Origin of the sequence: Actinomadura rugatobispora (genome assembly GCF_042656285.1) — a bacterium.
GTDB classification, from domain to species: domain Bacteria; phylum Actinomycetota; class Actinomycetes; order Streptosporangiales; family Streptosporangiaceae; genus Spirillospora; species Spirillospora rugatobispora.
The window spans coordinates 22,380-44,097 of the sequence record NZ_JBHSON010000009.1 but is presented as its reverse complement, the minus strand read 5'-3'; the positions used below and the strand labels follow the sequence as shown (position 1 = coordinate 44,097).

Here is a 21,718-nt window from a genome sequence, read left to right as displayed (position 1 = left end):
TTTTCATCGGCTTGCGGAGACGGCTCATCGCCGGGCCAGCAACTGATCCGCCCGTTCGAGCCATGTCGCGGCGGCGGTGAGGAACTTGGTGGTGTCGTGGGTCTGGCCCATCGCGCCGGACTCGTACCGGGCCCAGCCGCGCAGCCCGGTCGCGGCCAGTCTCCAGCAGGCGAACGCCTGGTAGAACGCCATGGCGTCCAGGTCCCTGCCGGACAGGCGGGCGTAGTGGTCCAGCGCCTCGTCGACGCTGATGGCCCCGGGCGCGGCCGTCGGCATCGTGGTGCCGAGCATCGCCGCGGCGGGCGGGTCCCAGAACGCCGCCATCATGCCGACATCGGCCAGCGGGTCGCCGAGGGTGACCAGTTCCCAGTCCAGCACGGCGCGGATGGTGCCGTCCTGGCCGGTGATGGCGTTGCCGAGCCGGTAGTCGCCGTGCACGACACGGCCGGCCTGCTCGCGCGGGGTGAGGCCGCGCAGCCGTTGGCCGGTCCGGGTGAACAGTGCGACCACGCCGGTGTCATCCAGTGCCAGGCCGTCCACCACTCCGCTCCAGCGTCGGAACTGGCGCTGCACGTAGCCCTCGCGCGGCCCCAGATCGCCCAGGCCGACGGCGTCGGGGGCGACGGCGTGCAGCGCGGCGAGCGCGCCGACGATGTTCCTGGACGCGGCCGCGAGCGCCTGCGGGGGCAGGCAGGTCTCGGCGGCCCGCGCGTCCGCCAGAACGTGCCCGGGGACGAAATCGGTGACATGGCACGACAGCCCGAGCGGGTCGTCGTCGGTGCCGACCGCCCGCAGCCGGGGCACGGGCACCGGCGTGCCGACCAGGGCACCGATCGCGCGGGCCTCGCGGGCGGTGTCGTGCGCGCGGCCCTGGTGGACGCCGGGCGGCCGGTGCCGCAGCACCCAGGTGTTTCCCGCCTGGTCCTCCACCCGCCAGGTGAGCATGGAGTAGCCGCCGGCGATGCGGGTGAACACCAGCGGCGGCTCCGCCGCGGCGAGCCGGCCGACGAGCCAGGCGGTCAGCGCGGGCGGGGCCTGATCGGTGAGGGAGACCGCGGGCTCGCTCACCGCGCCCGCCGTTCGGCGGTGTCCCGGGGCGTGTCCGGGTCGTGCGGGTCCTGGTCGTTCATCTCCTGTTTCACCTGGACGCGGCGGATCTTGCCTGCGGCGGTCATGGGCAGCTCCTCGACGAAGCGCCACCGGCGCGGGACCTTGAAGTGGGCGATCCGCTCGGCCAGGAACGTTTCGAGTTCGGCGGCCTGGACCGCCTGGCCCGCGGTGATGACGCTCGCTCCGACGACCTCGCCCCAGGAGGGGTCGGTGACACCGACGACCGCGCAGGCGGTCACCGCGGGGTGCCGGGCCAGCGCGGCCTCCACCTCGGCCGGGTAGATGTTCTCTCCGCCGCGGATGATGACCTCGCGGATCCTGCCGCGGATGGTGAGGTTGCCGTCGGCGTCCAGGCGGCCCAGGTCGCCGGTGTGCAGGAACCCGTCGCCGGTGAGGACCTCCGCGGTGCGCTGCGGCGCCCGGTGGTAGCCCCGCATGACCAGGGGGGACCTCACGAGGATCTCGCCGGTCTCCCCCGGGCCGGCCACGCCGCCGGTCCGGGGGTCGATGATCCGCACCTCGGTCGCCTCCACCGGCCGCCCCGCCGTGGTCGCCAGGGCGACGGGGTCGTCGCCAGGGGTGCTGCAGGTGATGATCGGGCACTCGGACTGGCCGTAGGTGGTCAGCACGGTGGCGCCGAGCTCGTCGCGAACGCGGTCGATCAGCCGGGGGCTGATGTCGGCGCCGCCCAGCGCCACCGTCGTGACCGAACCGGCCGCCGCGGCGAGTCCCGGCCGGTCCAGAACTCGCTCGATCATGATGGGGACCCCGCCCAGGTGGGTCACCCCCGCCAGCGGCAGCAGCCGCACGGTCTGGTCGGCGTCGAACCTGTCGACGACGACGAAGGCGCCGCCGCCGGTGAGCGCGCCGAGCACGACGTACAGCGACCCGCCGATGTGGTGGTACGGCACGCTGTTGAGGCACACGCCGCCGCTGGCCGGATCGCGCCGCTCCCGCAGGTGGGCGGCGTTGAGGACGGAACGGTGGCTCAGCAGCGCCCCCTTGGCCCTGCCGGTCGTCCCGGAGGTGAACTGCATCAGGAACGGGGCGTCCGGGCCGACCGTGACCCGGGTCGGGCTCGCCTCGGGGCACTCCAGCAGTCCTGCCAGCGGGCGGACCGGGCAGGTGCCCGCCAAGCGCTCGGCCCGTTCCCGCAGCGGCGCCCCGCGGCCGTCGGCGCCGGTGAACACCATCGACGGCTCGGCCAGGTCCAGCGCGGCCGCGGTCTCCTCGTCGGTCCATGCGGTGTTCAGCGGCACCAGAACCAGGCCGCGCAGCGCGCAGGCGTACTCCAGCAGCACCCACTCCACGCAGTTGGCGCCCCACACGGCGACCCGGTCCTCCACCACCAGGCCGGCGCCGCCCAGCAGGTGCGCCACCGCCTGTGCGCGGGCCTCCAGTTCGGTGTAGGTCAGGCGGCGCACCACCTCGCCGGCCTCCCAGAGGACGGCCGGCCGGTGCCCGTGGTCCCGCGCCTGCCGCCGCAGGGCCTCTCCGACCGTCTCCGCCAGCAGCCCGACGCGCTGCGGGCCGCCGCTCTCCGTGCCGGGACGTTGCGATTCCGCGACGCTCATCTCGCTGGCCGCCTCCCTCGTTTTCCACCAATTAGTTGGTTATTGTGCGCCGGCCCGGGAGCGGCGTCAACGGCCGCGCCCAGCCGCAGCAGAAGCCCGCGGGCCAGATCCGGATCCGGCCCGACCACCGAGATCACCGGACGGGTGACCCCGGCGGCGATGTAGTCGGCCACCCCCGCCCGAACCTGCGCCTCGTCCCCGGTGAGGAACAGATCATCGACCAGATGGTCGGGTACGGCGGCGAGCGCGGCCTTCCGGTCTCCGGCCTGCCAGGCCCGCCACATCGGCTCCAGCGCCGGGCCGCGGCCCAGCCAGACCTGATGGGCGGCATAGACGCCCGAGGTGAGGTAGCCGGTGACGAACCTGCGGGCGTGGTCGCGCGCGGCCTGCCGGTCGGCGGCGGCCACGACGAACAGCCGCGCGACGATGTCGGCGTCGGGGTCGCCGTCCAGGACCAGGGGCGCCACCCGCTGGACGTCGCCAGGGCTGAGCCAGTTGAGCACCACGCCGTCGGCTTCGGCTCCGGCCAGGCGGAGCATCCTCTCCCGCAGCGCGGCGATCAGGACGCGGGGCCGCCGCGGAGGTGTCCGCGCCAGCCGGAAACCGTCGATGTCGAAGCTGTCGGAGCGGAAGGTGACACGGTCGCCCTCGAACGCCCGGCGCAGGAAGCGCGCGGTGTCGCGGACCCGCGTGTAGGGCTTGGCGTAGGGCACCCCGTGCCAGCCGGTGACCATCGCCTGGCTGGAGGCTCCGATGCCGACGAATACCGGATGGGCGCTGGCCTCGGCCAGGCTCAGCGACTGCATCGCCAGCAGCCCCGGCGAGCGGGTGAACACGCCGGCGACGGCCGTGCCGAGCCGCAGCCACGGCCGGCCCGCCGCGGCGGCGAGCAGCGGAGCGAAGGCGTCGGACCCGGTGAGTTCACTGGTCCACAGCTCCCGGTAGCCGGCGGCGGTGAACTGCTCGACCAGGCCGCCGACCTGGTCCAGGCTCTCATCGGCCCCGCTGAGGCTCACCGCCGGCCGCGGTCGGGGATCAGCACCGCGACCTGCCGTCTGACCTGCCGGTCGTCCCGTCTCCTGCCCTGCCGCCGCCCCGGCCGGGGTCATTGCCGCACCGTCCCGGGCCTCGTCTCGTCCCGTGTCTCCTCCTGAGCCGCGTCGGGGTCCGCGTCGCCCAGGTAGGCGGCGCGCACGGCCGGGTCGCGTTCGATCTCCTCGGGCGTGCCGACCGCCAGCGTCCGGCCCAGATTCATCACGTGGACGCGGTCGCAGACCGCCATCACCATTTCCATGTGGTGTTCGACCAGGATGATCGCCATGTTCCCGTCGCGGGCCAGCCTGCGCAGCAGGGTGATCAGCTCCTGCACCTCCCCCGGCCCGAGCCCCGCGGCGGGTTCGTCCAGCAGCAGCACCGACGGTGCGCCCGACACCGCGCGCGCGATTCCGGCGAGCCTGCGCAGGCCGAAGGAGACCTCGCCGGGTTTGTCGCCGGAGCATTCCCCGAGCCCGAACAGCTCGACGGCGGCCCGTCCAGCGGGCGAGAGCCGGCCGCGGGCGGGTCTCAGCAGGTCCAGGAGCAGGCCCCCCAACCGCCTGCCCTCATGCCCGACCATGACGTTCTCGCCGACCGTGAGGTCCTCGAACAGCTCGATGCCCTGGAAGGAGCGGCCCAGTCCGCTGCCGGCGCGCCGGTGCGGTGGCAGGCCCGACAGGACCTTGCCGCCGAGCATGACCCGGCCGGCGGCCGGCACCAGGCCGGTGACGGCGTCGATGGCGGTGGTCTTGCCGGCGCCGTTGGGGCCGATGAGCCCGAGGATCTCGCCGGGCGCCACGGCCAGCGACAACCCGTCGACGGCGCGCACCTCGCCGAACCGCACCGACAGGCCCTCGACGCGCAATCCGGCGGCCCGCACCCCCGGAACCGCCGGACGAGCCGCCGGCTCCCCCGTGTCGGGCGCCGCCGAGGTCTGCGGCCGCGGGTGCGGGCGCGCCGCACCGCGGCGCACGGCCGCGACCGCGTTCCGCAGGGCCTCCGCGCCGGGAAGCCGCCGGGCGGCGGCCGCTCCCAGGTGCCGCCAGGTCTCGAGGGTCTCCGGCACGATGCCGCTCGGCTGCACCACCAGCGTCAGCATCAGCGCCAGGCCGCTGATCAGCGGCAGGTAGTCGGCGATGCCGCTGAAGCCGAGCCAGGTGGACACGATCCCCCCGCTGGCCATCACGCCCGCCACGATCGCGCCGCCGCTGTAACCGACGCCGGCGAGCACAACGGTGCTGACCAGCAGAATCGAGCTGAAGGCGTCGAAGGTGGTGAAGGTGGCGACACCGGTCTGGAAACCGGTCAGGACGCCATAGAGCCCGGCGATGAACGCGGCCAGCGAGAAGGCGACCAGCTTGGCGGCTCCGACGCTGATACCGACCGAGGCCGCGGCGCGCTCGTTGCCCCGGACGGCCAGCAGCTGGCGGCCGAGCGGCCCCCTGCGGACGCGGACCATCAGCAGCCCGACCAGCAGCAGCAGCGCCAGCACCAGGTCGGCGTAGCGTTCCGGATGCAGGTTGGCGTCGACCGACCAGCCCAGGACCGTCAGCGGCCCGGTGGTCAGGCCCTCGAAGCCGCCGGTCCAGCGCGGGTTGTTGAAGGCGACGTCGTTCACCACGACCCCGAGGGCCAGCGTGATCGCGGCCAGGTTGGCGCCGCGGGTGCGCAGTGCGGGCAGGGCGACCGCGAGACCGACCGGGACGGCCAGGACGGCCCCGGCGAGCAGGCTCGGCACCAGCGGCCACCCCCAGGCGTGGGAGGCGTTGGCGGCCAGCAGCGCACCCGCGCCGCTCAGCGCCAGCGGCGCCAGGGTGAGCTGACCGGCGTACCCGGTGACCAGCACGACCGACAGCGCCACGATGGCGGCCATGGCCGTGGCGGTGATGGGCCCGACCCAGGAGGCGGGCCCCAGGTGGACGGCCAGCAGCAGGACCAGCACCACCCCTGCCACGCCGGTGCGGCCGAAGTGGGCGCGGCCGACCGCCGGGAGTGCCTGCTGCGCCTCCGAGCGGACCGGCAGGCTCCGGCCGCGCGCGACGAACAGGATGGCGATGCCCAGGAAGGGCACCGCTTTCGACCAGCCCGGTGTGGACACGTAGTTGCCGACGACGGACTCCGCGGCGCCGATCGCGAGGCCCGCGGCCAGCGCGCCGGGGAAGGAGGAGAACCCGCCGGCGATGGCCGCCGCGACGGCGGGGACGACCAGCATGGACAGCGTGTCGGTCTGCAGGCCGGTCAGCGGCGCGATCAGGCAGCCGCACAGGCCCGCCAGCCCGCTGCCGATCGCCCAGTTCGCGCCGGCGACCAGCCTGGGGGACCCGCCGAGCGCGCCGACGGCGTCCGGGTCGTGCCAGACGCCCGTGGTCAGCCGGCCGAACTGGGTGGACCGGTAGGCGTACCAGGCGGCGAGGGTGACCACGACCGCGATCAGCAGCAGGATCAGCCGGTCCAGTCCGACCGCCGCCCCGCTCCACAGGTGCAGGGGCGAGGAGGGCAGGAAGCCGGGGACCATCTTGCTCTCGGTGCCGTAGCGCAGCGCGACCGCCGACTGCAGGGTCACGAACAGGCCGAGGGTGGCCGCCACCTTGGCCAGGGTCGAGGCCCGGCGCATGGGTGTCATGACGATGGCGTGGAAGAGCACGCCGAAGGCGGCGGCGCCCGCCGTCACCGCGACGACGGCGATCGGTGCCGGCACGATGTGGCGCAGGTCGACGAACAGGTAGGCGGCGGCCATCGCGATGGCGCCCTGGGCGAAGTTGAGCACGCCGGAGCTGCGGTAGACGGCCACGATCCCCTGGGCGAGCAGCCCGTAGACCGCGCCGCTGCCCAGGCCGATGATCGCGTAGAGCAGGACGTTCATGGGTGCCTCACCCCGTTCACCGCGGCGGTCGTCAGGCGTTCGATCTCTTCGGGGTGGTCCCGGTGGTCGGCCGAGCGGCCGTCCAGGGCGACGCCGCCCTGGCGCAGCACGAGGAACCGGTCGGACAGGGCCAGGGCCCGCCGCAGCACCTGCTCGACGAGCAGGACGCCGGTCCCCGCCTCCGCGGCCGCGCGCAGCAGCGCCGTGACGGCCTCGGCGGCCAGGGGCGACAGCCCCTGGGAGAACTCGTCGACGACCAGCAGCCGGGGGCGCCGGGCCAGCGCGCGTCCGACGCTGAGCAGTTGCTGCTCGCCGCCCGACAGCAGGCCCGCCCGGCGGTCGAGCAGCCCGGCCAGCGCCGGGACCACGGCCACGACCTCGTCGAGGTCCACCTTGGCCAGGCGCAGGTTGTCCCGGACGCTCAGGGCCGGGATCAGCGAGCGGTTGTCGGCGATGTAGCCCAGCCCGGCCCGGGCGCGCTGGTGCAGCGGCGCCCGCGTCGCCTCGCCGAACAGGTGCACCTCGCCGCCGAGCTGCCGCTGGAGCCCCACGACGGTGCGCAGGACCGTGGTCTTGCCCGCGCCGTTGCCGCCGAGCAGGGCCGTGATCTCGCCTTCGTCCACGGCCAGGTCGACGCCGTCGACGACACGCATGTCTCCGTAGCCGGCCGCCAGTCCCCTGGTCCGCAGGAGAACCCGGCGGGCCGGCGTGGAGGCGGCAGGCGGCCGGGGCCGGTCCCCGGGTGGTGTGGGCCGCTCTGTCACCACGGTGTCCTTCCTAGGAGCCGCTGTAGACGCTGACGAACTTCTGGCTGATGGGGACGCGCTTACCGCCGGTGGCCTGGTACTCGATGACATAGGGGTCGACGATCCGCGGATACTGCGGCAGGGCGCCGGGCTTGGAGAAGGTGAGGCTCCCGCCGGTCACGCCGTGGGTGTCGATGGCCGGTACCGTCTTGAGCCGCTTGATCAGCGTGGCGCTGGTCAGGGGCGTCTGCCCCTTGAGGACCTGGGCGATCGCGTAGGTGGCGAGCCAGGAACCGGCCGAGATGCTGTCGGTGGCGGCCTTGGGGTCGTAGGCGCGCATCTGGTCGTAGAACAGGGCCGCCTTCGGGTCGCCGGAGTAGGCGATGTCGCTGGGGGTGTAGGTGTTGTCGGCCAGCGTCCCGAGCGTCTTGATGTCGCTTTCCAGCAGGGTCGGGTATCCGGCGGTGAACGCCCCGGTGAAGCCGGCCTGCCGGACCGCCTTCAGGATGCGGGCGCCGTCCCCGGCGTTGCAGGCGCAGGCGATCCCGCCGGGGCGCTTGGCCACGGCCTGGGCCGCGGCGGGCGTGGGATCGGGGTTGCCGATCGTCGAGACGATCCGGCTGGTGACCGAGCCGCCTGCCGCCTTCACCCCGCCGGTGACGACGTCGGCGACGAAGGCGGACTGGGAGTTCTGGTGCCTGATGATGACGACCTGCTTGCCGCCCTTCTGCACCGCCAGGCGTCCGGCCTGGTAGAAGCCGGTGACGGTCCCGCCGGTCATCGGGTAGGACATCTCGTTGGTCGCCTGGTCGGCGGAGATGACGTCGAGTCCCACCCAGGGGATCCCCGCGGTCTTCAGCACGGGCCACAACTGCGCGGTGAACAGGTCGATGCCGCCCACCATGGCGACCACGCGCTCCTGCGCCGCCTTGCGCACGCACGCCAGCGCGGTGGACGGGTTCAGCTGGTCGTTGCACTCGATGACCTTGATGGGGCGGCCGTCGATGCCGCCGGCCTTGTTGATCGCCTCGGCGGCCGCCAGCGCGCCGGTCGCGGCCTGCGGATACGACAGGTTCGGGCTCGACAGCGTCCCCGAGACCATGATCGAGACGGGAGAGCCGGAGGATCCCTTCCCGTCGCCGGAGGATCCGGAACCGCCGCAGGCCGTGGCCAGGCCTGCGAGCACCGTGCCGATGAGGACGAAGGCGGATGTGCGTCTCACGGGGACTCCTCTCACCCGTCGGGCGCATAACCCAACCAGTTAGGGGGGAATGATCTGCTGGGGCGACGGCACGTGCCCACCGCTCCCACCAGGTCAGTTGGCCGATGAGCGGATCCTCAACTGACCAAGTGGTTGGCAAACTAGCAACGCCCGATCTGAGCGTCAACGCTCGGCGTGCGATGAATTTTCGCAAGCACAACGGCCATGAGAGGCGACTTCCGCGACCTCCGGCCCCACTCTTGATTTAGCCGACCATCCAGTTGAAGATGTTGGCGATGGCCGCGGGAACGGACGGTGACGATGATCGGCAAGTCCCCTGCGGCGGTCGCGGAGCGGCCACCCGCCCGAGCCGGACACCCCTCAGCGCCCGGCAGCCTGAAGCGCAGGCATCGAGAAGAGGATGACGGCTTGTCCATGTTCGCCGAGTCCATCGCGCCCCTGCACGAGTACCGGCACCCACCGGACCGCACTCCGAGCTACAACGAGTCCACCTACTACAACTTCACTTCACCGGGCTCTGGAGTGGTCGGGTGGCTGCGCATCGCCGTGCAGCCCAACCGACCCGCGGGCCAGGCGACGGCACTGATCTTCCTGCCGGAGGGCAGGACGCTGCTGGCCTTCCACCGGGTGGAGCAGACCACCGCCGACACCCTCGCGGTGGGCCCCATCGCGATCGAGATCGACGAGCCGCACCGGCGCCAGCGACTGACCTTCGACGGCCCCGTCTCGGTCTTCCCCGAACCGCGGGTGCTGTCCGATCCCGGCCCCGCGTTCCGCGCCGCACCACTCGTCGGCGCACGGATCGACCTGACCGTCACCGGCAACGGCGACTCCTTCGGCACCAGCGGCGAGGATCCGGCCAACATCCTTGAGAGGTCCATGGCACTCGGCCACTACGAGCAGTTCATCCAGCTCGCCGGGAGCCTGCGGGTGGACGGCGAGGAGCACCAGATCCAGGGGGGCGGGCTCCGTGACCACTCATGGGGACCGCGCGACTGGGCCGGGCCGCGCTTCTACCGGTGGATCTCCGCCTCCTTCGACGACGGGTCGGCGGTCATGGGGCTGCAGGTCGCCCAAGCCGACGGCACCATGACCCGGCGAGCCGCGCTGGCCTCCGCGGGCATCGCCACCGAGGCCCGGCTCGGCGAAGTGGCACTGGAGTGGACCGATGACGGCTTCTGCCGCCGGATCTCCTGCGCGCTCCAGGGCCCGGACAGCGAGTCGACGCTCACCGGGACCGCGCGCGTCCCCGAGCAGTTCGTACCGCTGCGGCACCACCGCCCGCAGGACGGCACCTCACACGGCGTGACCAGGATCGGCTACTCGGCCTACGACTTCGAACTGAGCGACGGCCGTCACGGCCTGGGCATCGTCGAGGTCCTCGACCGCATGGTCGACGGCCTGCCGATCTCGATGACCGGACAGGACTCGTGACACCGGCCCGAGGCCGCCTCAGCCCGACCCGCTCCGGCCTCGTGAGCCGACCGTTGCGTCCACCCTGCTGAACCGACCCGCGACCGGCCGACAGGCCCCGCACCACACGGGTCGACCGCGAGAAAGGCCGTACATGGGCACGACATCCGACGCGCAGCGCAGCCTGGCGGTGGTGTGGGAGGCGATCGCGGAACAGTTCCCCGACGCCCCCGCCCATATCCAGGGCGAGCGCGCCTACACCTGGTCCCAGTTCGACCAGCGCGCGGACGGCATCGCGCGCACGCTGCTGGACGCCAAGGCGTCCCAGAGCGACCGAGTCGCCCAGTACCTGCGTAACAGCCCGGAGTATCTGGAGGTCTCTCACGCGGCGCTGAAGCTGGGCATCCCCGCGGTCAACTCCAACTACCGCTACAAGGGCGACGAACTGCGCTACCTGTGGGACGACGCCGACGTGACCTCGGTCGTCTTCCACGGCGCCTTCACCGAGACCGTGCAGGGCCTGCGCGCCCGGCTGCCGCGCGTCCGCGCGTGGATCCATGTCGACGACGGCACTCACGACTGCCCGCGGTGGGCGATCCCCTACGAGCAGGCCGCGGCCGCCGCGACCGGCCGCACCACCGGTCCCTGGGGCCGCAGCGGCGAAGACCTGTTCCTGCTCTACACCGGCGGGACCACCGGGCTGCCCAAGGGGGTGATGTGGCGGACCACCGACTTCCTGGAGCAGACCAACGACGTCTCCAGACCGCACTACGACATCGACGATCTGGCCGGCAGCGTCCGCCGGACATTGCGCGAGCCGGGCTGGAGCCACATTTCCGCCAGCCCGTACATGCACGGCTCCGGCCTGTTCGGCGCGTTCATGACGATGCACGAAGCCGGTTGCGTCGTCTCGCTGGCCGGGACGGGATTCGACGCCGCCGAGTTGTTGCGGACGATCGACGCGCACGGTGTCGCCAGCCTGGCGATCAGCGGCGAGGTCTTCGCGGGCCGCATCCTGGCGGCCTTCGACGCCGAACCCGGCCGCTTCGAGGGCGCCTCCGTCAGGCACGTGCTCAACTCCGGTGGCATGCTCAGCGAAGCCGCCAAACGCGGGCTGCTCACGCACTGGCCGGACGCCCGCATCCTCGACGGCTTCTCCTCGACGGAGGGCTTCGGGATCGGCTGGTCGCTGGCCACGCAGGGCGACATCCCTCCGACGGGCCTGTTCTCCCCCGGCCCCAACACCCGGCTCCTGGACGAGAGCGGAGCCCCGGTGACGGCGGGATCGGGCGCCGTGGGCCGGCTGTCGGTGCACAACCGGCTTCCGGTCGGCTACTACAAGGACCCCGAGAAGTCGGCCCGGACGTTCTACGCGATCGACGGCGTGCGTTCGTCCGTCCCCGGTGACAACGCGTTGCTGCTGCCCGACGGCCGGATCCAACTGCTGGGCCGGGACTCGCTCTGCATCACCTCGGGCGGCGAGAAGATCTTCACCGAGGAGGTCGAGTCGGTGATGCTCGACCACGAGGCGGTCGCCGACGCCCTGGTCGTGGGCGTCCCCGACCCGGTGTGGGGACAGGTCGTGAGCGCCGTGGTGAACCTCCGCGACGGGCGCACGGCGACCGCCGCCGACCTGATCGCGCACGTCAAGGAACGTCTGGCGGGGTACAAGGCGCCCAGGCTGATCGCTTTCGTCGACCTGGTCCCCCGCGGCCCCAACGGCAAGGCCGACTACCAGGCCGCCCGCGTCCTGGCCGAGGCCGCTCGCTCCGGGCCCGCAACCGCCTGACGCACCGGCCTCCCGTCTCGTCCGCGAGGCGGGAGGCCCGTCCGTTCCCGGCCGGTGGCACCGCTCGTCACCCGGCCAGGGACATCGCGGCCAAGGGCGGCCTCGACGCTTCTTCCGATCAGATCCGCTCGATGATCGTGGCGGTGGCCATGCCGCCACCGGTGCACATGGTGACGGCTCCGGTCGACAGGTCGCGGCGCTCGAGCTCGTCGAGCAGGGTGGCGAACAGGATCGGCCCGCTCGCCCCGATCGGGTGGCCCAGCGCGATGGCTCCTCCGTTGACGTTCACCGCCGCCGGGTCCGTACCCGTCTCGCGCAGGAAACGCAGAACGACCGAGGCGAACGCCTCGTTGACCTCGAACAGGTCGATGTCGGCCAGGGTCATCCCGGCCCTGCGGGCGCACTTGAGCACGGCCGGGGCGGGGGCGGTGAGCATGGCGACCGGTTCCGCGCCGGTGCTCGCGGTGGCCAGCACCCGGGCGCGAGGACGCCAGCCGCGCTCGCGCGCGGTCCGCTCGTCGGCGAGCAGGACGGCGGCCGCGCCGTCGGCCAGCCCGGAGGAGTTGCCGGCGTGATGGACGTGCTGGACCTGCGCCACATGCGGGTAGACCGTGCGGCACATCTCGTCGAAGGTGCGGTCGTAACCTTCCAGGTCCGCACCGCCCAACTGGGCGAAGGACGCTGGGAGCCCGGCAAGCGCCTCCATGCTGGTGGCGCGCGGCAGTTCCTCCCGGTCCAGGATCACCGAGCCGTCATCGGCCAGGACCGGAACCATCGACCCGCCGAACCGGCCGTCCTCGATCGCGGCGGCGGCGCGGCGCTGCGATTCCAGCGCGTAGGCGTCCACGTCCGAGCGGCCGATCCCGTCGAGCGTCGCGATCAGATCGGCGGAGACGCCCTGCGGCACCAGGGGGTGCCTGGCGCGCAGCCGCGCGTTGCCGCCGTCCAGGGTGAGCGGGCCGCCGGCCGGGTAGCGCGACATCATCTCGACGCCGGAGGCCACCACGGTGTCCGCCTGCCCGGCGGCGATCATCATCGCCGCGGTGTTGATCGCCTGCTGGCCCGAGCCGCAGAACCGGTTCATGGTCAGGCCGGGTACGTGGTCGGGCCACCCGGCGGCCAGGACCGACAGGCGGGCGACGCAGTCCCCGTGGTCACCGACCGCGTTGGCGCACCCGGTCAAGACGTCCTCGACCTCGGCCGGGTCGAGCCCGGTGCGCTTCTCCAGCTCGCGCAGCACCCCGGCGAGCAGCTCCTGAGGGTGGATCCCGGACAGCGCACCGCCCGGCCTGCCCCTGCCCCGCGGCGTGCGGACCACGTCGACGATCACGGCATTCTGCATGACCGCGACGCTACCAAACCAACCGAATGGTTGGCTATGATGCTCGCAGCACAGCTTTGAGGAGGTTCGGTGGCCGAGAGTCTGCGCTACGACGACCGGGTGGCGATCGTGACGGGCGCGGGCGGGGGGTTGGGCCGCGCGTACGCACGGCTTCTCGCCGCCCGCGGTGCCGCGGTGGTCGTCAACGACGTCGATCGCCCGTCCGAGGACGGGCGCACCCCCGCCGAGTCGACGTGCGAGGAGATCGTCGAACTGGGCGGGGCCGCGACCCCCTGCAACGCCTCCATCGCCGAACCGGGCGCGGGCGCCGACGCCGTGCAGACGGCCCTCGATACCTACGGCCGGGTTGACATCATCGTGAACAACGCGGGGATCGTCCGGGACCGTTCCTTCGCGAGGATGCCGGAAGAGGACCTGCGGGCGGTCCTGGACGTCCACCTGCTCGGCTCCTTCCGCCTGACCCAGGCGGCGTGGCCGCACCTGGCCGAGCGGCGGTACGGGCGGGTCGTCATGACCACCTCGGTCGCCGGACTGTTCGGCAACTTCGGCCAGGCCAACTACTCCTCCGCCAAGGCGGGACTCGCCGGCCTGGGCCGCACCCTGGCGATCGAGGGAGCGCGCAAGGACATCCGGGTGAACATCGTCTCGCCGGGAGCCGCGACGGACATGACCTCTGCGGCACTGCCGCAGGACCTGCACGCGGCGATGTCACCGGACCGGGTGGCGCAGCTCGTCGGCTATCTGTGCCACGAGTCGTGCACGGCGACCGGCGAGATCTTCTACGCCGCCGCGGGCCACTACGCGCGCAACCTGATCGTCCAGACCGCCGGCTACCGCAACCCCGCCGCGACCGTGGAGGACATCGCCGCGAACCTGGGCCAGATCATGGACACCGAGCAGTGGACGATCCCGTCCGACGCCCTGGCGCTGCCGGAGACCTGACCGGGCCGCACCCGAGCCGGTGCCCGGGGCGCCGCTCGGGTGCACCGGCTCAGCGGGGCATCCCCAGGCCCTGGGTGGCGATGATGTCGAGCTGGATCTCGTTGGTGCCGCCGCCGAAACGCCACACCGGGGACGACTGCAGCCCGTGTTCCAGGTGCCCGTGCGCCGGAGCGTACTGCGACCCGGTCGCGATCGTGCCCTCCTCGCCGATGAGGTCCAGGCCCGTGTCACAGATCCGCTGCCGGAGCTCGCCCCACCAGATCTTGTTGATCGAGGCCTCGGCGTAGGGCACCTGGCCCGCGGCGAGCATCCGGGCCCCGCGCAGCGCGAACAGCCGGCAGATCTCCACGTCGACGGCGTGCTCGCCCATGGTGACCTGCAGCGTGCCGGCCTCGGGGGTCCGGCCGTCCAGCAGCCCGGCGCCGCCGGCCCACTCCTCCAGTTGCCGCAGCTCCCAGCGCGGCTCGTTGTGGTAGAACATCCGCTCGAAGTTGAGCGCGGCCGTGACGGCCTTCCAGCCGCCGTTCTCGGTGCCGACCATCGCCTCGGCGGGGACGCGCACGTCGTCCAGGAAGACGGCGTTGGTGCGCTCCCCGCCCTGGGTGATGATCGGCGTGATGGTGATCCCGGGGGTGTCCATCGGGATGATGAACAGGCTGACGCCCCGGTGCCTGTCCTCCTGCGCCCCGGTCCGGACCGCCAGCCACAGGTGGGTGGCCACCGAAGCGCCGGTCGTCCAGATCTTCTGGCCGTTGACCAGGTAGTGGTCCCCGTCGCGCACGGCCCGGGTGCGCAGCGCCGCCAGGTCGCTGCCGGCGTCCGGTTCGCTGTAGCCGATCGCGAACTCCAGCTCACCCGCCCGGATCCGCGGCAGCAGCTCGGCCTTCTGCCGGGCGCTGCCCATGAGCATCAGCGTCGGGCCGATCGAGTTGAGGGTCAGCAGGCCGTTGGGCAGCCTGCGATCGTAGAGCTCTTCGGCGAACAGCCACTGCTCGATCGGGGTGCGGCCCTGACCGCCGTACTCGCGCGGCCAGGAGATGCCCAGCCAGCCGTCGGCGCCGAGCCGCCTGAGGAAACGCCGGCCGTGCTCGCGCGGCTGCATGGGGTCCTCGGTGTTCTCCACCCGCGTCGCCTCGACCAAGGCGGGGTCCAGGCCGTCCAGGTAGGCACGCAGCCGCGCGAGGAACTCCAGTTGCTCCGGTCCGATCGCCGTCTTCATTCACAGTCCTTCCGGGCCGCCGCCCGCACGGCAGCCGTCCGTTGACGGGGACACCGGCACCGAGCATGCGGGGCCGTGCACCTGACCTCAACTATAGCCAACCGATTAGTTAGTTATCCAGATAGCATTCCGTCCCGCCGGACGAACCTCGCGGTTCGCCCTGTGCTGGGCGCATCGCCTGGTGCAACAAGGGCAGAGTTAGTCAACTGACTGGTTGATTCTCATCAGGCGGGATCCTACGATGCGCGCATGAGCATCGAGTTCGAGAGCGCGGACGGCATCGCCCGCGTCACCCTCGCGGCGCCGGAGCGCCGCAACGCCCTCACCCCGGACGAGTTCGCCCAGCTGCGCGATGTCCTGGCCGCGATCGCGGCGAGCCCGTCCGAGCGCGTGGTCGTCATCACGGGAGAGGGCACCGCTTTCTGCGCGGGGGCGGCGCTGCCGCCCGACCGCCCGCAGAGTCCGCCCATCGTGCTGATGCGCCAGATCAACGAGACCGCCCGCGCCCTGCACCGGATGCCGCAGCCGTGCGTGGCGGCGGTGAACGGCCCCGCGGTGGGTGCGGGGATGAGCCTGGCCCTCGGCTGCGACTTCGTCATCGCCTCGACCACCGCCACCTTCAGCCAGATCTTCGTCAAGCGGGGCCTGTCCCCCGACTTCGGCAGTTCCTGGCTGCTGCCGCGGCTCGTCGGTCTGCACACGGCCAAGCGCCTCGCGCTTCTCGGCGACACCATCGACGCCGAGCAGGCCGCGGCGCTGGGCCTGGCCGGCGAGGTGGTCGCGCCCGACGAGCTCGAGGCGGCCGTCACAGAACTGGCGCGGCGGCTGGCCGCCGGCCCGCCGATCGCGCTGGCCCTCACCAAAGATCTTCTCAATCAGTCGCTCACGACCGGCTTCGACGACGCGCTGGGCCGCGAGGCCGCCGCCGCCGCGACCAACCTGGGCGCCGAGGACACCACCGAGGCGTTCGCGGCCTTCCGGGAAAGGCGCGCGCCCCAGTTCAAGGGGCGCTGACTCTCCGGTCGGCCCGGCCTGCGTGCACCGCCGCCCGGCCGCTGAGGCGGGCACGGGGCCGGGACCCGCCGGCGGGTCCCGGCTCGCTGTTCCCGGCGGGCGGCGCGCGGTCACCGGATGATGATCCGGCGCTCAGCACCGGTGCGTCCTGCTACGGGCAACCGGCCGCCGGCTCAGGCCGTCTTCGGCAGGCGGTAGAGCAGGACGTCGTCCGGCCGCCACGCGATCTTCGATTGTCGGGGGGCGTCCAGACTGCTCGGCATCTGCGCCTGCCCGGGCGGTCAGACCTGCTCAGACTCGGGGGCGTTCACGTAGAACTGCCGCGACCAGCGCCGGAAGCGGGCGTAGTGCTCCTCCTCGCCGCCGGCGAAGGGCGGGTGCTCGACGTAGCGCTGGTTCTCCCAGATCGCGAAGTCGCGGCGGATCTGGCCCTTCTGGAACTCCAGCATCCGGGCGGCGGTGCCGGAGGGTTCGGGGTCGTCGCTCCCCGGCTCACGGGTGCAGGTGATGGTGTCGAACAACTGTGAGTGCTCCCGGTCGACCGGCGTGGCGGCGGTGAGCTGCGAGGTGATGAAGCCGTCGAGGACGAAGCGGGCGTTCGACAGGCCCAGGCCCCATGCCTCGGTCTCGATCTCGCCGGCGACCGGGCCGTCGGGGGTCAGCCAGGTCGACTGCTTGCCGTGGCCGAACACGAATCCGATGCGGGTGCGCAGGTAGTGCCCCTCCTCCTCCCACAGCAGCGGCTTGCCGGGCTGGCCGGACCCGTGCACCCACATGAAGTGGTAGTAGTCCGGAGTGTTCTCCACCGGAGACTGCGGAATGATCTTCCGGACGCCGATGTGGTCGGCGCCCTGCGGGTAGATCGGGTAGCAGCCGGCACCGTCCTTGAACTCGCGGATACCGGGCCACTCCCACCAGGGCGCCCGGCCGAAGCCGTCGTACCAGGCGATGATGAGCCCGTCGACCTCCCGGGTCTCCCACCGGTCGAGGCCGACGCGGCGCGTCTCACCCGGCGCGTAGGGGATCTCCGACAGCGCACCCTGCGCCGTCCACAGCCAGCCGTGGAACGGGCACTCGATGCAGTCGCCCTTCACCTTCCCGCCGTACCCCAGGTGCGCGCCGAGGTGGGCGCAATAGGCGTCCAGCAGGGCCACCTCGCCCTGCTCGGTACGGAACAGCACCAGGTCCTGATCGAAGTACTTCACCGGGCGCACCTCGCCCGGAGCGAGCTCCGCCGAGTACCCGATCTGGTACCAGCCGGTCGGGAAGACGTCGTACGGCCAGTCCTTCATCCACGTTCTCCGATCTCGGGATATCAACCATCTGGTTGGTAATGTAGGCAAGCGAGAGTTCATCGTCAACTGGCGATGGACAGCAAAGACGGCCATGTCATCCCATGTTTTCGGACACCTTTATCCAACTGGCTAGATGGTTACGTGGGCATCACCAGGTGACCTTGGACCGGCCCGGCGCCCTCGGTGCCCGGCACCCCTCCGACGTCGGCGGCACCCAACGAACGCGTCACTTCGGGCGATGAGCGTGCAGGGTCAGGGCTGCCCAGGGCCCGAGCAGCGGTTGCTCACAGGTCGGTAAGAGCGTTTCGCCGCCGTCGAGGCCGATCGTCTCGCCGGTGATGATGGCGCACCACAATGAAGTCGATGTTCACGAAGGCGCGCAGCATCCGGATGGCGCCGCCAGATTGCCGGAGCGGGCCGGCACTGTGCCGTCGACGGCCGGCCGGAGCGCGATCGCGCGCCCGAGCTCGCGGCCGCCGCCGGTGACGACGGCGACTCACCGGTGGTCGGTTCTCCGGAGGGTCGGTGCGGTCACCAGAGGCTGCCCTCGTGCCGGACCACCAGGGCGTGGTGGATCTCCCGGAGCCGCTCGGCCCGTTTCCCCGAGCGCAGCTGCATCGCCTTGGCGCGCCGGAAGTGGTGGTGCAGCACATGCTCGGTGGTGGTGCCGACCCCGCCGTGCACCTGCGCCGCGGTGAGCACGGCCGAGACGTAGGAGCGCCCCGCCGCGAATAGCGCCACCGCCCCGGTCGCGGTCACGTCCTCCCCCGCATCCGCGCGGGCCAGCGCCTCGTTGCAGGCCAATCGGGCCGCATCGGTGGCGATCGCGATCCGCGCGGCATGGTGGCGCACTGCCTGGAAGGCGCCGATCGCCTGGCCGAACTGAACCCGCTCGAGCGCGTAGGCGACCGTGCGTTCCAGCACCGCCTCGCAGCCACCGACCATCGAGCTGGCCCGCAGGAGGTCGGCGCGGGCGAGCGCCCTGAGGGCCGTGGCGGCGGGGACTTCCACGAACTCGGCGTCCTGGGATGCCAGATGGAAACCGTCCAGGTCCAGGCGGGTCACGCGTTCGTTGTCGATGCTCGGCACCGCGATGCTGCGGGCGTCCAGGAGTGCGCGGGCGACCACGGCGCACAACCAGTTCGCCGAATCCGCCACCGGAAGCAGCAGGACGACCTGTTCGCTCTGCGCCAGCCACTCCACGACCGTGGCGGCACCACCGATCTGGTATCCGCCGTCGACCTCGGCGGCGGCGACCGTGCGGTCCGGAGGCGCGACCAGGGCCGTCGGCGTGCCCTGCGCGATGCGGGCGAGCACTCCGTCGAAGCGGCCGCCTGCATCGACACCGAGCAGGACGTTCGCGGCCATGCTGGAACGCAGCAGCGGCGAGGCGAAGGCGGCCCGACCGCACTCGCGCAGCACGATGCCCGCCTCAGCCAGCGTGCCGTCCCCGCCGCCCACGTGCGTGGGGAGGTTGACCCCTGTCCAGCCCAGCTCGCACAGCTGCTTCCAGCGCCCGGGGTCGTACCCCTCGTCGGTGTCCTCCTGTCCGTTGAGATAGGCGTTGTCGACGAAATCGGCGAAATAGCCGCGGACCGTTTCGGCCAGCAGCGTCTCGTCTTCGGTCAGATCGGTATCAGCCAAAAGGGCCATCATCGGTCTCCTTCAAGGGGCGCTCCCGGGGTGCGTTCCAGGAGCATGACCCGACGGCAATCGGACGCCTGCTGACAGGCGCTCATGGTGTCCAGGCGTGCATGGTCGGGGTACCGCTCGGCCTGCCGTGCTCGACGGTCAACGGGGGTTCCGAGCAGGTCGCGGTTGAGCGCGGCTCCACCGGCGGATCTGCGGCACCTGGCGGAACGCACCGCCCCTTGCTCCCATCGTGACGTCCACCTAGGCACTATAACCAACCAGATGGTCAACTTGGTAGCGCCAGCGGACACCGTGCAGGGACGGCGTAGCCGACCGACCATCAGCGCTATGAACAGCGCAGACCGGTCTCTGTCACACCCAGACGCGGCCAAGGCCCGGAAGAGGCAGCAGAGTGGCACCTCTGACTCTGCCGCAGGTAGTCCACCATTTGGTTGGCTGATGGTCGGGGCTTGAGACGGTCCGAAGCCCGATGATCTGATCAGTGCGCCTGCCCTGTGTGTCAGGATCCGGGGATGTCGGATACCGGGGTATGGAGTGCGGTCCACGCCGTGGATTGGGCGGCGGTTCCCGGGCCCGCGGGCTGGTACGAGCCCGAAGAAGCGGCCTCGGGGTTGCGGAAGCTGGCCGTGGCGACGACCTTGGTCCAGGTCACGGCCGCGGTCGGGCGTCTGGAGAACGGGGGTCTGTGTCACGGTCACAGTGCTGCGGTGTTTCCCGCCGCAGCGGTCGCCGCGCCCGTGCTGCTGGAGATCGTCGGGCATGCCGGCCCACGGGCCAAGGCCGCCGCGCTCGAACTACTGGAGTCGGGGCTGCGCTATGACCCGCACGCCGGGTACGCGCGGATCGACACCGCCGAGGTCGCCCGGGTCCCTGTCTGCTGTGCGATCGCGGAACACATACGTGAACGCAGGGACCTGCTGACCGGCTGTGGGCAGGCTGGTCGGCGGCTGCTCGCCGAGGCCGGCGCGCATTGGCGCTTCCAGGTGGGCGAGCTGTTCTCCGAGGCAAACGACGTCATGGCTTTCGGCACCGCCGGCGGGATCGTGCCCAGGGACCACTTCCCGGCCGAAGTGCATGTCGCCGACAGGATCACCGCGAGCGCCGACGCCATCGCCGAGTATCCACTCGACGTGGACACCCGCGAGGGGGTCCTCCGTCTGATCGGTATGGGACTTGATCGGATCCGGACGGGTGCGGTGCTCTACTCGGCCGAGTGCGGTGCCCGTGTGCACTGACGAACGGCTTCCCTCTTACGGGGGTCGTGCCAAGGACAAGGTTGCCTCGGGCATCCGACCGCAACCGGCTCCCCAGGCTTCCACCATGCAGAGCTCGGCATGCACTCTGGCGCAACGATTCGCCCTGCCAGCGCGATAGGAAGCACTTTTGGGGCTTCGAGCGCACCAGGTAACGACGCGTTGGGGAGTGAAGCGCCCCGGGACACATCAGAGCCGCGACTGAACTCGGGGCGCTTCACTCTCCGACCAGGGTCCATCCGCAGACGAACCGTCGTCGCGGGCATGGTCAGCCAGTACCGCCACGTCGTGTAATCCCAGCTGAGATCGCGTGCTCGATACCCGAGCGGTGAACCGTACTCGGCTTACGGTCGGGAATCGGGCCGCCGGCCGCTCGACTCCCGCCCCCCGTGTGTTCGTGGTCAGGTGGTGGGCGAGGTCATCGGCTCATGTTCGGCCGGCCCGGAACCGTGAGTCGCGTGATTCCAGGCAAGGCCCGCGAACCACAGCCATGCCAGCATCGCGGCGATATAGAAGCCGACACCGGTTGGGATCTTCTCGCTCGCGCCCAACGCGATGAAGACGGGAATGGCGACTCCTGCCGCGAGGCACTGGCCGGCGATGACCTGTCGTTCCTCGCGCCAGAAGATGCCGCCGAAGACGAAGCAGGCGACGATGAGTGAGCTGAAGGCGACCATGAACGCGACCGAGTGCATCGTCGCCGAGGCCGTCATGACCGGCTCAAGATCTTGCGGTGTGCCCAAGGGAAAGCCGAGGCCTCGCGGAGCGGGGAAGATGCCGGCGAGGATGAGTCCGGCACCGAACCCTCCGATGAGGGCGGCCGACCAGCGCCGATGACGGAAGCGCCGGAGGGTGTTCGCCACCTCCAGCACCAGCAGGCCAGAGACGATGAACGTCGCGACCATCACCCACCCGCGGTCGCCGAGACTCAGCATGCTGATGGCGTGCCGCTCCAGATCGAACGCGGGGCGTGCGAACGCTTCGATGGTGGACACGCAGGCGAACAAGACCGCCGCTCCCACTCCGACCCGAAGCCTGGACATGCTCAAGCCCCCTCCCTCGGTTCAACAGGCGACGTGGTGGCGTCGGTGCAGGTGCGTAGCCCGCTGGTGTTTCCGTTGGGATCGTGGACGTAGACCGACACTCCAACGCCTCGAGCGCCGAACTGCTCAACCGGCCCGTTCAGCACGGCCAGGTCCGGCGACTCCAGCCATGGCCGCCGATCATCTGGGTCGATGACGAAGCAGA

General features: G+C 71.7%; 16 protein-coding genes. 5 read left to right on the top strand and 11 right to left on the bottom strand.

Features of this window, described 5'->3' with window-relative positions:
- Window positions 1–24: 24 nt before the first annotated feature.
- The 6 genes from ACFPZN_RS08360 to ACFPZN_RS08335 form a co-directional block, all read right to left on the bottom strand.
- Window positions 25–1,068, bottom strand: coding sequence for a phosphotransferase family protein (locus tag ACFPZN_RS08360; RefSeq protein WP_378281238.1), 1,044 nt, complete (start codon window positions 1,066–1,068; stop codon window positions 25–27).
- The gene (locus ACFPZN_RS08355) at window positions 1,065–2,684 is read right to left on the bottom strand and encodes a class I adenylate-forming enzyme family protein (protein WP_378281237.1); all 1,620 of its coding nucleotides are present in this window, start codon (window positions 2,682–2,684) and stop codon (window positions 1,065–1,067) included. Before ACFPZN_RS08355 ends, ACFPZN_RS08360 begins: the two co-directional genes overlap by 4 nt.
- On the bottom strand, window positions 2,681–3,700 hold the full coding sequence (locus ACFPZN_RS08350; protein WP_378281236.1) for an LLM class F420-dependent oxidoreductase: 1,020 nt from the start codon (window positions 3,698–3,700) through the stop codon (window positions 2,681–2,683). Before ACFPZN_RS08350 ends, ACFPZN_RS08355 begins: the two co-directional genes overlap by 4 nt.
- 89 nt (window positions 3,701–3,789) lie before the next feature.
- Window positions 3,790–6,582: an ABC transporter permease subunit gene (locus tag ACFPZN_RS08345; protein ID WP_378281235.1), complete on the bottom strand. Its 2,793-nt coding sequence runs from the start codon at window positions 6,580–6,582 to the stop codon at window positions 3,790–3,792.
- Complete coding sequence (locus tag ACFPZN_RS08340) at window positions 6,579–7,235, bottom strand: ATP-binding cassette domain-containing protein (protein WP_378281234.1); 657 nt, start codon at window positions 7,233–7,235, stop codon at window positions 6,579–6,581. Before ACFPZN_RS08340 ends, ACFPZN_RS08345 begins: the two co-directional genes overlap by 4 nt.
- A gap of 124 nt (window positions 7,236–7,359) precedes the next feature.
- Window positions 7,360–8,550 (bottom strand): ABC transporter substrate-binding protein, encoded by a 1,191-nt coding sequence (locus ACFPZN_RS08335; protein ID WP_378281233.1) that lies wholly within the window; start codon window positions 8,548–8,550, stop codon window positions 7,360–7,362.
- A gap of 414 nt (window positions 8,551–8,964) precedes the next feature.
- Between ACFPZN_RS08335 and ACFPZN_RS08330 the strand changes: the two genes are divergently transcribed.
- Window positions 8,965–9,984 (top strand): DUF7065 domain-containing protein, encoded by a 1,020-nt coding sequence (locus ACFPZN_RS08330; protein ID WP_464044055.1) that lies wholly within the window; start codon window positions 8,965–8,967, stop codon window positions 9,982–9,984.
- 133 nt (window positions 9,985–10,117) lie between these two features.
- Window positions 10,118–11,752: an AMP-binding protein gene (locus ACFPZN_RS08325; protein WP_378281231.1), complete on the top strand. Its 1,635-nt coding sequence runs from the start codon at window positions 10,118–10,120 to the stop codon at window positions 11,750–11,752.
- Between the two features lie 118 nt (window positions 11,753–11,870).
- On the opposite strand, the gene ACFPZN_RS08320 is transcribed toward ACFPZN_RS08325, so the two are convergent.
- Complete coding sequence (locus ACFPZN_RS08320) at window positions 11,871–13,094, bottom strand: acetyl-CoA C-acyltransferase (RefSeq protein WP_378281230.1); 1,224 nt, start codon at window positions 13,092–13,094, stop codon at window positions 11,871–11,873.
- Between the two features lie 69 nt (window positions 13,095–13,163).
- On the opposite strand from ACFPZN_RS08320, the gene ACFPZN_RS08315 reads away from it, so the two are divergent.
- A complete protein-coding gene (locus tag ACFPZN_RS08315) occupies window positions 13,164–14,036 on the top strand; it encodes an SDR family NAD(P)-dependent oxidoreductase (protein WP_378281229.1) in 873 nt (290 codons plus the stop codon).
- 49 nt (window positions 14,037–14,085) lie between these two features.
- Here ACFPZN_RS08315 and ACFPZN_RS08310 read toward each other — a convergent pair whose 3' ends face one another.
- Entirely contained in the window at window positions 14,086–15,255 is a 1,170-nt protein-coding gene (locus tag ACFPZN_RS08310) for an acyl-CoA dehydrogenase family protein (protein WP_378281228.1), read from the bottom strand.
- A gap of 249 nt (window positions 15,256–15,504) precedes the next feature.
- On the opposite strand from ACFPZN_RS08310, the gene ACFPZN_RS08305 reads away from it, so the two are divergent.
- Window positions 15,505–16,269, top strand: a complete 765-nt coding sequence (locus ACFPZN_RS08305) for an enoyl-CoA hydratase (protein WP_378281227.1) — start codon at window positions 15,505–15,507, stop codon at window positions 16,267–16,269.
- Between the two features lie 281 nt (window positions 16,270–16,550).
- On the opposite strand, the gene ACFPZN_RS08300 is transcribed toward ACFPZN_RS08305, so the two are convergent.
- Window positions 16,551–17,561, bottom strand: a complete 1,011-nt coding sequence (locus tag ACFPZN_RS08300) for a Rieske 2Fe-2S domain-containing protein (protein WP_378281226.1) — start codon at window positions 17,559–17,561, stop codon at window positions 16,551–16,553.
- A 534-nt stretch (window positions 17,562–18,095) separates the two neighbouring features.
- The gene (locus ACFPZN_RS08295; RefSeq protein ID WP_378281225.1) at window positions 18,096–19,208 is read right to left on the bottom strand and encodes an acyl-CoA dehydrogenase family protein; all 1,113 of its coding nucleotides are present in this window, start codon (window positions 19,206–19,208) and stop codon (window positions 18,096–18,098) included.
- Window positions 19,209–19,729: 521 nt separating this feature from the next.
- Between ACFPZN_RS08295 and ACFPZN_RS08290 the strand changes: the two genes are divergently transcribed.
- Window positions 19,730–20,452: a hypothetical protein gene (locus ACFPZN_RS08290; RefSeq protein ID WP_378281224.1), complete on the top strand. Its 723-nt coding sequence runs from the start codon at window positions 19,730–19,732 to the stop codon at window positions 20,450–20,452.
- Window positions 20,453–20,871: 419 nt separating this feature from the next.
- Here ACFPZN_RS08290 and ACFPZN_RS08285 read toward each other — a convergent pair whose 3' ends face one another.
- Complete coding sequence (locus ACFPZN_RS08285; protein ID WP_378281346.1) at window positions 20,872–21,513, bottom strand: DUF998 domain-containing protein; 642 nt, start codon at window positions 21,511–21,513, stop codon at window positions 20,872–20,874.
- Window positions 21,514–21,718: the final 205 nt, after the last annotated feature.

What these genes read in the sequence shown, in the direction of transcription:
- ACFPZN_RS08290 (WP_378281224.1), top strand. Translation starts at nt 19,730, where the DNA reads ATGTCGGATACCGGGGTATGGAGTGCGGTCCACGCCGTGGATTGGGCG.
- ACFPZN_RS08320 (WP_378281230.1), bottom strand. Translation starts at nt 13,094, where the DNA reads ATGCAGAATGCCGTGATCGTCGACGTGGTCCGCACGCCGCGGGGCAGG.
- ACFPZN_RS08310 (WP_378281228.1), bottom strand. Translation starts at nt 15,255, where the DNA reads ATGAAGACGGCGATCGGACCGGAGCAACTGGAGTTCCTCGCGCGGCTG.
- ACFPZN_RS08325 (WP_378281231.1), top strand. Translation starts at nt 10,118, where the DNA reads ATGGGCACGACATCCGACGCGCAGCGCAGCCTGGCGGTGGTGTGGGAG.
- ACFPZN_RS08300 (WP_378281226.1), bottom strand. Translation starts at nt 17,561, where the DNA reads ATGAAGGACTGGCCGTACGACGTCTTCCCGACCGGCTGGTACCAGATC.
- ACFPZN_RS08345 (WP_378281235.1), bottom strand. Translation starts at nt 6,582, where the DNA reads ATGAACGTCCTGCTCTACGCGATCATCGGCCTGGGCAGCGGCGCGGTC.
- ACFPZN_RS08305 (WP_378281227.1), top strand. Translation starts at nt 15,505, where the DNA reads ATGAGCATCGAGTTCGAGAGCGCGGACGGCATCGCCCGCGTCACCCTC.
- ACFPZN_RS08355 (WP_378281237.1), bottom strand. Translation starts at nt 2,684, where the DNA reads ATGAGCGTCGCGGAATCGCAACGTCCCGGCACGGAGAGCGGCGGCCCG.
- ACFPZN_RS08330 (WP_464044055.1), top strand. Translation starts at nt 8,965, where the DNA reads ATGTTCGCCGAGTCCATCGCGCCCCTGCACGAGTACCGGCACCCACCG.
- ACFPZN_RS08340 (WP_378281234.1), bottom strand. Translation starts at nt 7,235, where the DNA reads ATGCGTGTCGTCGACGGCGTCGACCTGGCCGTGGACGAAGGCGAGATC.
- ACFPZN_RS08285 (WP_378281346.1), bottom strand. Translation starts at nt 21,513, where the DNA reads ATGTCCAGGCTTCGGGTCGGAGTGGGAGCGGCGGTCTTGTTCGCCTGC.